The organism is Micromonospora marina, assembly GCF_900091565.1.
Classification (GTDB): domain Bacteria; phylum Actinomycetota; class Actinomycetes; order Mycobacteriales; family Micromonosporaceae; genus Micromonospora; species Micromonospora marina.
This window is the reverse complement of record NZ_FMCV01000047.1, coordinates 1-10,509: the sequence shown is the minus strand read 5'-3', so window position 1 is coordinate 10,509 and position 10,509 is coordinate 1. Positions and strand designations below refer to the sequence as shown.

The following is a 10,509-nucleotide window of genomic DNA, read 5'->3' as shown; positions in this document are numbered from 1 at the left end:
CGAATGACCCCCCACAAAATCCGCCCGCACACCCCACGACGCGAGCAACTCCCACAACGCCACCTCGACCGCAAACAACCCCGCCTGCGCGAACACCGTCTGATCCACCAGAGCCGCAGCTCCCGAACCCGGCTCCGCGAACACCACCTCCCGCAACGCACGCGGCAGACACGGATCGATCTCCGCGCACACCGCGTCGAACGACGCCGCGAACACCGGAAACGCCTCGTACAACTCCCGACCCATACCCACACGCTGCGAACCCTGACCCGTGAACAACACCGCCCGACGACCCACCGACACCACACCCGACAACCGGCCCTCAGCCACCGCCTCCAAACCAGCGGCAAGCTCCTCCACGTCCCGGCCCCACACCACCGCCCGATGCTCCAACGCCGCCCGCGACCTCACCAACGACCACGACACATCCACCACCGACAGACCCGGCCGATCCCGCACGAACGACGCCAACCGCCCGGCCTGACCCACCAGAGCACGCTCCGAACGACCCGACACCACCCACGGCACCGGCACACCCACCGGCACCGCGACAGACTCCGGCTCCGCATCCGCCGACCCGCTCCGGCCAGCCTCGCCACCCGCCGGCAGCGCCACCAGACCCAGCTCCGGCTCCGGCTCCGGCTCCGGCTGCTCCAAAATCACGTGCGCGTTCGTCCCCGAAATACCGAACGACGACACACCCGCACGCCGCACACGCCGCACACCCGGCCACTCACGAGACTCGGCCACCAACTCCACCGCACCCGACGCCCAATCCACATGCGACGACGGCACATCCACATGCAACGACGCCGGCACCACCCCATACCGCATCGCCAAAACCATCTTGATCACACCCGCCACCCCCGCAGCAGCCTGCGTATGACCGATGTTCGACTTCACCGACCCCAGCAGCAGCGCGTCCCGGTCGTCGCGGTCCTGCCCGTACGTGGCGAGCAGCGCCTGCGCCTCGATCGGATCACCCAGCGTCGTGCCCGTACCGTGCGCCTCCACCACATCCACATCAGCCACACCCAACCGCGCGTTCGCCAACGCCTGACGGATCACCCGCTGCTGCGACGGACCATTCGGCGCCGTCAAACCATTCGACGCACCATCCTGATTCACCGCCGTGCCCCGTACCACCGCGAGAACCCGACGCCCGTCACGCCGCGCATCCGACAACCGCTGCACGACGAGGACGCCGACGCCCTCGGACCAGCCCGTGCCGTCCGCCGCGTCGGAGAACGACTTGCACCGGCCGTCGGGGGCCATGCCCCGCTGGCGGGAGAAGTCGATGAACGTTTCGGGCGTCGCCATCACCGTTACGCCGCCGGCCAGAGCGAGGTCGCACTCCCCCGACCGCAGCGCCTGCACCGCCAGGTGCAACGCCACGAGCGACGACGAACACGCCGTGTCCACAGTCACGGCCGGACCCTCGAACCCGAAGGAGTACGCCACCCGACCCGACAACACGCTGCTGGCCGTGCCGACGCCGAGGTAGCCGTCGAGAGTCTCGGGGACGTCGACCAGCCCTGCGGCGTGGTTGTGGTACATCATGCCGGCGAACACGCCGACGGGGCGGCCACGCAGCGCAAGCGGGTCGATCCGGGCGTCCTCGATGGCCTCCCACGAGGTCTCCAGCAGCAGCCGCTGCTGCGGGTCCATGGCGAGCGCCTCATGCGGCGAGATCTTGAACAGGTCGGCGTCGAAGTCGGCGGCGTCGACCAGGAAGCCGCCCTCGCGGGCGTAGCTGCTGCCCCGGCGCGCGCCGGTCGGGTCGTACAGATCGTCGACGTCCCAGCCGCGGTCGGCGGGGAAGCCGGTGATGCCGTCGCCACCGGAGACGAGGAGGTCCCACAGCTGCTCGGGGCTGCGTACGCCGCCGGGGTAGCGGCAGCTCATCCCGACGATCGCGATCGGCTCGTCGAGCGCCGCGACGGCGGCGACCGGAGCCGCCCGGGTGCCGGCGTCCGTTCCGGTCTCGGCGTCCAGGTGGTCGGCGAGGGCGAGCGGGGTCGGGTGGTCGAAGACCAGCGTCGCGGGCAGGCGCAGGCCGGTGACCGCGCCCAGCCGGTTACGCAGTTCGACGGCGGTGAGCGAGTCGAAACCGAGCTCGGTGAACGGACGCCCGGCCTCGACGGCGGCGGCGTCGGCGTCGGCGTACCCCAGGACCGTCGCGACCTGGTCGAGGACGAGCCGCAGCAGGGCCACGGCGCGCTCCTCGCGGTCGAGGCCGGCGAGCCGCCCGGTCAGCACGGCGGTCTCCGCCGGGCCGGACCGCGTGGCGCGGCGCCGGGGCGCCCGGACCAGGCCGCGCAAGACCGACGGCAGGGTGCCCGCCTCGGCCTGGGCGCGCAGCGCCGGCCCGTCCAGCGCCATCGGCACCGTCGCGGGCAGGCCGGTGAGCAGGGCGGCGTCGAGGAGCGCGAGGCCGTCCGCCTCGGGAAGCGGCCGTACGCCGGCCCGGGCCAGCCGGTCGGTGTCGGCGCGGTCGAGACCGGCGGTCATGCCGCCGCCCGACTCCGCCCACGGGCCCCAGGCCAGCGAGTGCGCCGGCAGGCCCGCGGCCCGTCGCCGGTGGGCGAGCGCGTCCAGGTAGGCGTTGGCCGCCGCGTAGTTGGCCTGGCCGGGGCTGCCTGTCACGCCCGCCGCCGAGGAGTACGTGACGAAGAGCGCGAGGCGGCTGGCGGCGGTCAGCTCGTGCAGGTTCGCGGCGGCGTCCACCTTCGGCCGCAGCACGTCGCCGAGGGTCTCGGGGGTGAGCGAGGTCAGGGTGCGGTCGGCCAGCACGCCGGCGGTGTGCACCACGCCGGTCAGCGGGCGCGCCGGGTCGATCCGGTCCAGCAGCGCGGCGAGGGCGGCCCGGTCGGCGGCGTCGCACGCCGCGACCGTCGCGGTGGCGCCCAGGTCGGCGAGGGCGGCGACCAGGTCGGCTGCGCCGTCGGCGTCGGCCCCGCGCCGGCTGGTCAGCAGCAGGTGCCGGGCCCCGTACCGGGTGACCAGGTGGCGGGCGGTCAGCGCGCCGAGGGCACCGGTGCCGCCGGTGACCAGCACCGTGCCCTCCGGGTCCAGCGCCGGCGCCGGTGCGTCGGGTTCCGGGGCGGCTACGAGCCGGGGCACGCGGAGCGCCCCGTCGCGTACCGCCGCCTGCGGCTCGTCGGCCGACAGCAGGCCGGCGAGGACGGCCGCGTAGTTCTCCTCGTCGTCGACGTCGACGACGAGGAAGCGGCCGGGGTGCTCGGCCTGGGCGGAGCGGAGCAGGCCCCACACGGCGGCGCCGGCCAGGTCGGTGACCTCCGCGTCGTCGTCCACGGCGACGGCACCGCTGGTGAGGACCACCAGCCGGGAGTCGCCGGTGTGCGGCTCGGCGGCGAGCCAGCCCTGGAGCACGGCGAGAACCTCGGCGAGCAGGTCGTGGACGGCGTCGGGGCCGGTCGCGCCGGCCACCGGGTAGAGCACTGCATCGGGTACCCCGGCATCGCGGAGCGCGTCGAGGTCGGCGTACCGGGCGGCGGGCGGGCCGGACGGCAGCGGGGCGGGACGTTCGCCGAGCACCGCCCAGGTCATGCCGTCGGCGGCGACCTCGCCGACGGGGTGCCGGAGCCAGTCGATGCGGAACAGCGAGCGCCGCCACGGGGACCCGCCGGCGGTGAGCTCCCCCGCCGGCAGGGGCCGCAGCACCAGGGAGCCGACCCGGGCGACAGGCGCCCCGGTGGCGTCGGCGACCAGCATGGACACCGTGTCCGGACCGGTGGGGGTCAACCGTACCCGCAGCGCGTCGGCGCCGTGGGCGGACAGCGTCACGTCGGACCAGGCGAACGGCATCCGGGCCTCGCCGGGGTCGACGATGCCCAGTCCGACCGCCTGCACGGCGGCGTCGAGCAACGCCGGGTGCAGCCCGTACCCACCGGCGTCGCCGGCCGCCGGATCGGGCAGCGCCACCTCGGCGTACACGTCCGCGCCGACGCGCCAGGCGGCGCGCAGCCCGGAGAAGGCCGGGCCGTACGCGAAACCGGCCCGTGCCGCCCGCCCGGCCGGCTCCGACACGTTCAGGGAGGTGGCGTCGCTCGGCGGCCACTGCACCAGCGCGCCGGTGTCCTCATCCGGCCCCTCGGTGAGCAGGCCGGTGGCGTGCCGTACCCAGATGTCGTCGGTGCCGGTGCGACGGGCGTGGACGGTGAGCTGCCACGCTCCGCCGCCGGTGCGTTCGGCGGCGACCTGCACGTCGACGCCGCCGGTCTCGGGCAGCACCAGCGGCGCCTGGAGGGTCAGCTCGGCGAGCCGTTCGGCGCCGACCTCCGCGCCGGCCCGCATCGCCAGCTCCACGAACCCGGTGCCGGGCAGGAGCACGACGTCGCGCAGGGCGTGCTCGGCCAGCCAGGGCTGGGTCTCCACGGACAACCTGCCGGTGAGCGTCACCTCGTCGCCGTCGGCCGAGCGGAACACCGCGCCGAGCAGCGGGTGGCCGGTCGGGGTCAGCCCGGCGGCGGTCACGTCGACGGGCTGCGGCAGGGGCACCAGCCAGTAGCGCTCGCGCTGGAACGCGTACGTGGGCAGGTCGACCGGTACGGGCGGGCCGGCAAAGAGGGCCGCCCAGTTCACCGGCACGCCCCGGGTCCACACGGTGGCCGCGGCGGCCAGGGCGGTCGTCGCCTCGTCGTGCTCGGCGCGCAGCACGGGGGCGCAGACCGCCTGGTCCGCGCCGACGATCTCCTGGGTGAGCGCGCAGAGCACTCCGCCCGGGCCCACCTCGACGTACGCGCCGACACCCAGCTCACGCAGCGTGGTCACGGCGGCGTCGAAGCGGACCGTGTCGCGGACGTTGCGCAGCCAGTACGCCGGGGAGCACACCTCGCCGGGGTCGAGCACCGCTCCGGTCACCGTGGAGACCACGGGGATGCGGGGCGCGGCGAAGGTCAGTTGCCCGAGCACGTCGCCGAACGCGTCGAGCATCGGGTCCATGCGGGCGGAGTGGAACGCGTGGCTGACCCGCAGCCGCCTGGTGCTGCGGCCGAGGGCTGCGAAGTGTGCGGCGACCGCCAGCACGGCGTCCTCGTCGCCGGAGACGACGACGGACTCCGGGCCGTTGACGGCGGCCAGCCCGGCGCCGGGCGTCCCGCCGACGGTGGCCAGGTGCCCGCTAACCTCCGCCTCGGTGGCGCGGACCGACACCATGGCGCCACCGGTGGGCAGCGCCTGCATCAGGGTGCCCCGGGCGGCCACCAGGCGGGCGGCGTCGCGCAGCGACAGCACGCCGGCGATGTGCGCGGCGGCCACCTCGCCGACCGAGTGCCCGGCCACGAAATCCGGCACGACACCCCAGGACTCGACGAGCCGGTAGGCCGCGACCTCGACGGCGAAGAGCGCCGCCTGGGCGTACCCGGTGCGGTCGAGCACGTCGGCGGGGCCGTCGAGCACGCCGCGCAACGGCCGGTCGAGGTGCCTGTCCAGCTCCGCACAGGCGGCGTCGAATGCCTCGGCGAAGACCGGGAAGGCGGCGTACAACCGCTGGCCCATGCCGACCCGCTGGGCGCCCTGGCCGGTGCAGAGCACGGCGACGCGGGTGGGACTGGCGACCCCGCGCCGCACGGACGCGGCCGGAACCCCGTCGGCCAGCGCGCCGAGTCCGGCGAGCAGTTCATCCCGGTCGGCGCCGAGCAGCACCGCCCGGTGTTCCAGGACGGACCGGCCGGTGGCCAGGGCCCGGCCCACGGCGGCCGGCCCGGCGTCGGGGTGCTCGGCGAGCCAGGAGCGCAGCCGGTCGGCCTGGGCGCCGAGCGCTGCGACGCTGCGCGCGGAGACGACCCACGGCAGCGGGTCGGGGCCGGTGACGGCGTCGGTGGCCGGCTGCGGCGCGGGCGGGGCGGCCTCGACGATGACATGGGCGTTGGTGCCGCTGACACCGAACGAGGAGACGCCCGCACGCATGGGCCTCGTCGCGCGCGGCCACGGGCGCGGCTCGCGGAGCAGGCTCACCGCGCCGGCCGACCAGTCGACGTGCGGGGACGGCTCGTCGACGTGCAGGGTGCGCGGCAGGACGCCGTGACGCATCGCCATGACCATCTTGATGACGCCCGCGACGCCGGCCGCGGCCTGGGTGTGCCCGAGGTTCGACTTGATCGACCCGAGCCACAGGGGCTGGTCGTCGGCCCGGTCCCGGCCGTACGTGGCGAGCAGGGCCTGTGCCTCGATGGGGTCGCCGAGGCGGGTGCCGGTGCCGTGGGCCTCGACGGCGTCCACGTCGGCCGGGGCGAGCCGGGCGTTGGCGAGGGCCTGGCGGATCACGCGTTGCTGCGACGGGCCGTGCGGCGCGGTGAGGCCGTTGGAGGCGCCGTCGGAGTTGACCGCGCTGCCGCGCACCACGGCGAGCACCCGGTGGCCGTTGCGCTGCGCGTCGGAGAGCCGCTCCAGCAGCAGCAGCCCGGCGCCCTCGCTCCAGCCGGTGCCGTCGGCGGTGGCCGCGAAGGACTTGCACCGCCCGTCCGGGGACAGGCCACGCTGGCGGCTGAAGCCGACGAACGTGTCGGGGCTGGACATGACGGTGACGCCGCCGGCCAGCGCGAGGGTGCACTCGCCGGAACGCAGGGCCTGCACGGCGAGGTGCAGCGCCACCAGTGAGGACGAACAGGCGGTGTCGACGGTGACGGCCGGCCCCTCGAAGCCGAACGTGTACGCGATCCGGCCGGAGACGACGCTGCCGTGGTTGCCCGTGCCGACGAACGCCTCGACCTCCTGCGGTACGCCGTTGAGCCGGGAGACGTAGTCGTGGTACATGACGCCGGTGAAGACGCCGGTGCGGCTGCCCTTGAGCGAGTCCGCGGCGATGCCGGCCCGCTCGACCGTCTCCCAGGCGACCTCCAGCAGGAGGCGCTGCTGCGGGTCCATGGCCAGCGCCTCGCGGGGCGAGATGCCGAAAAAGCCGCCGTCGAACTCGCCGGCGTCGTGCAGGAAGCCGCCCTCGCGGGTGTACGACTTGCCATGCGCGTCCGGGTCGGGGTCGTAGAGGCTCTCCACGTCCCAGCCCCGGTCCGCCGGGAAGGGTGTGACGGCGTCGACGCCGGACTCGACCAGCCGCCACAGCGCCTCCGGAGTCCGCACCCCGCCCGGGTAGCGGCAGCCCATCCCCACGATCGCGATCGGCTCGTGGTTCTGCTCGTCGACGGCCCGCAGGCGTTCGCTGGTCTCGTGCAGGTCAGCGGTGACGCGCTTGAGGTACTCGCGGAGCTTGGCTTCGTTCGCCATCGGGTTGATCACCTGTCGCTAAGGGGCAAGCGGCGGACTCGTGGTCAGGATCGGCCGAACTTCTGGTCGATGAAGTCGAACAGCTCGTCGTCCGAGGCGTCATCAAGGGCCTGGCCGACGTCGTCGGGCCGGTCGGTGGTGTCGCTCCACCGGGTGACCAGCGCCCGGAGGCGGACCGCCACGGCGGTACGCGTCTCGTCGTCGGCGGCCAGCCGCTCCAGCTCTTCCGGCGCGGTCGCGGCGAACGCGGCCTCCAGCCGGTCCAGCTCGGCGAGCAGACCCGGTTCGGGCTTCGGCGGGGCGGCGTCGACCAGCAGGAAGTCGGCGAGGGCGGCGGGCGTGGGGCAGTCGAAGATGAGGCTCGCCGGCAACCGGATGCCGGTGAGGGCGGTCAGCCGGTTGCGCAGCTCCACGGCCGTCAGCGAGTCGAAGCCGAGGCCGGTGAACGTCTGCCCGGACGGCACGACGGTGGCCGGCGGGTAGCCGAGCACCTCGATGACCTGCGCCTTGACCAGTTCCTCCACCAGCCGGCCGCGTTCGGCCTCGGGCGTGCCGGCGAGGCGCTGCGCGAAGGACGGGCCGCCGTCGCCGCCGCCCTCGACGACGCGCCGCCGGACCCGGACCAGGCCGCGCAGCGGCGCCGCGAGCTGGCCGGCCGCGGCCTGGCGGCGCAGCGCGGCGAGGTCGAGCAGCGCCGGCACCAGGTGGGGGCGTCCACCGTGGAGTCCGTTGTCGAAGAGGCGCAACGCCTGGCCGGTACCGAGCGGGCTGAGGCCGTTGCGGCTCATCCGCTGCCGCCCGGCGGCGTCGAGTGCGCCCGTCATCCCGCTGTCCGCGGCCCAGAGGCCCCAGGACAGGGACGTGGCGGCGAGGCCGCAGGCGTGCCGGTGCCCGGCGAGGCCGTCGAGGAACGCGTTCGCGGCGGCGTAGTTGCCCTGCCCGGGGCCGCCGAGGACACCGGCGACCGACGAGAAGAGGACGAACATCGCCAGCGGCCGCGATCGGGTCAGCTCGTGCAGGTGCCAGGCGGCGTCGGCCTTCGCGGAGAGAACGGCTGACAGCCGGCCGGGGGTCAGCGCCGAGATCACCGCGTCGTCGAGGACGCCGGCGGCGTGCACCACGCCGGTGAGCGGGTGCTCGGCGGGAACGTCGGCCAGCACCGCGGCCAGGCGGTCCCGGTCCGCCACGTCGGCGGCGACCAGGCGGGCCTGCGCACCCAGCGCGGTCAGCTCGGCGAGCAGTTCCGCCGCGCCGGGGGCGCCGGTTCCGCGGCGGCTGACCAGCAGCAGGTGGCGCACCTTGTGCGTGCTGACCAGGTGCCGGGCCAGCAGACCGCCGAGGGCGCCGGTGGCCCCGGTGACGAGGACCGTCCCGTCGGGGTCGAGGGCGGCGGCCGGCGCCGGGTCGAGGACGGCTGGCGCGAGCCGGGGCGTCAGCACCTGCTCGTCCCGGACCGCCAGTTGGGGTTCGCCGGTGGCGACCGCACGGGCCACCAGGTCCACCGTGCAGGACTCCGGCTGCCGCGCCTCGTCGAGGTCCACGAGCACGAAGCGGTCGGGGTGCTCCGCCTGGGCCGAGCGCAGCAGACCCCAGACCGCCGCGCCGGCCAGGTCGCCCGTACGACAGGTGTCGCCGGCGGCGACGGCCCCGCGGGTCAGCACGACCAGCCGCCGCTCCGCCAGCCGGTCGTCGGCGAGCCAGCCCTGGACGGCGGCCAGCACTGCGGTGAGCCGGCTGCGCGTCGCGGCGGGAACCGGGGCACCCTCGTCGTCGGCGTATGCGGCGAGCAGCACCAGTTCCGGGTCGATCCGGCCGGAGTCGACCGCCTCCGCCAGCTCGGCGATCCTGAACCTGGCGATCTCGGACAGGTCGGACGGCGCGTCGCCGAGGAGCACCACCCGGACGGTCGCCGGGGTACCCGGCCGCACGCTCTGCCAGTTGACGGCGTACAGCGGGTCGGCTGCGGAGTCACCGCCGCGCACCTGGTCGGCGGTGACGGGGCGGGAGACCAGGCAGTCGATCCGGGCGACGGGGGCGCCGGCCGGGTCGGTCAGGGTCAGGGCCACGCCGCCGCCGCTGCGTCGGGCGCGTACCCGCAGCACGGTCGCGCCGACCGCCGAGAGGGTGACGCCGGTCCAGGCGAAGGGCAGGCGTACGCCGGAGGTTTCCTCCGCGTCGGAGTCGAGCAGGCCGACGACGTGTAGCGCAGCGTCCAGCAGGGCGGGATGCAGGCCGAAGCCGGCGACGTCGGTGCCGTCGGGCACCGCCACCTCGGCGCACACCTCGTCGCCGGTGCGCCAGACGGCGCGCAGGCCACGGAAGAGGGGGCCGTACTCGACGCCCAGACGGGACAGCTCGGTGTAGATCCCGTCGACCGCGACGGCGGTGGCGGCGCTGGGCGGCCACGGCGCCGGATCGGACCGGTCGGGCTGCGGCACGGCGGGGGCGAGGACGCCCGCCGCGTGGCGGTCCCACTCGCCGTCCGGGTCGGCGGCGGCGCGGGAGTGGATGGTGACCGTCCGGCGCCCATCCTCGTCCGCCGCGCCCAGCTTCACCTGCACCGCCCGGGTGCCGTCCTCGGCGAGCGCCAGCGGGGCCTGGAGGGTCAGCTCGTCGAGGGTGTCGCAGCCGACCTGCGCGCCCGCGTGCAGGACCAGCTCGACCAGCGCGGCGCCGGGCACCACCACCGAGTCCCAGACGACGTGTTCGGCGAGCCACGGGTGTGTCGGTACGGAGAGTTCGGCGCCGAAGACCCGTACGTCGTCGTCGGCGACGCGTACGGCGGCGCCGAGCAGTGCGTGGTCGACGGGGCGGACACCGAGCCCGGGCACCGTCTCGACCCCCGCACTGGTGTTGAGCCAGTAGCGCTGCTGGTCGAAGGCGTACGTGGGCAGGGCGATGGCGCGGGGGCGTGCCTCGGCTGCCCGCTCGGGGCCGGACCCGTCGAGGGCGGCGAGGTATGCCGTCCAGTCGACGTGGCCGCCGGTGACGTACCGCTCGGCGAGGGCGGTGCGCAGCGTGTCGGCCTCGGAGTGCCCGGCACGCATCGTGGCGGTGAACCGGACTTCGCCGGCCGCCTCGACGCAGTCCTGCGCCATGGCGGTGAGTACGGCGTCGGGGCCGACCTCCAGGAACTGGGTGACGTCCTGCTGGTGGAGGGTGCGCACCGCGTCGGCGAACCGCACCGGCTGGCGTACATGCCGCACCCAGTAGCCCGGGTCGGTCAGCTCCGCCGCGTCCGCGACCGCACCGGTCACGTTCGAC

The 10,509-nt window shown here is 75.2% G+C and carries 2 protein-coding genes; both read right to left on the bottom strand.

Annotated features, from left to right (window positions below; translation table 11 throughout):
* Positions 1–7,245: type I polyketide synthase (locus tag GA0070215_RS27480; protein WP_141708277.1), on the bottom strand; the 7,245-nt coding region annotated here is incomplete at its 3' end.
* A 44-nt stretch (positions 7,246–7,289) separates the two neighbouring features.
* Positions 7,290–10,509, bottom strand: a 3,220-nt coding sequence (locus GA0070215_RS27475; protein WP_141708276.1) for a type I polyketide synthase, incomplete at its 5' end; no start/stop codon positions are given.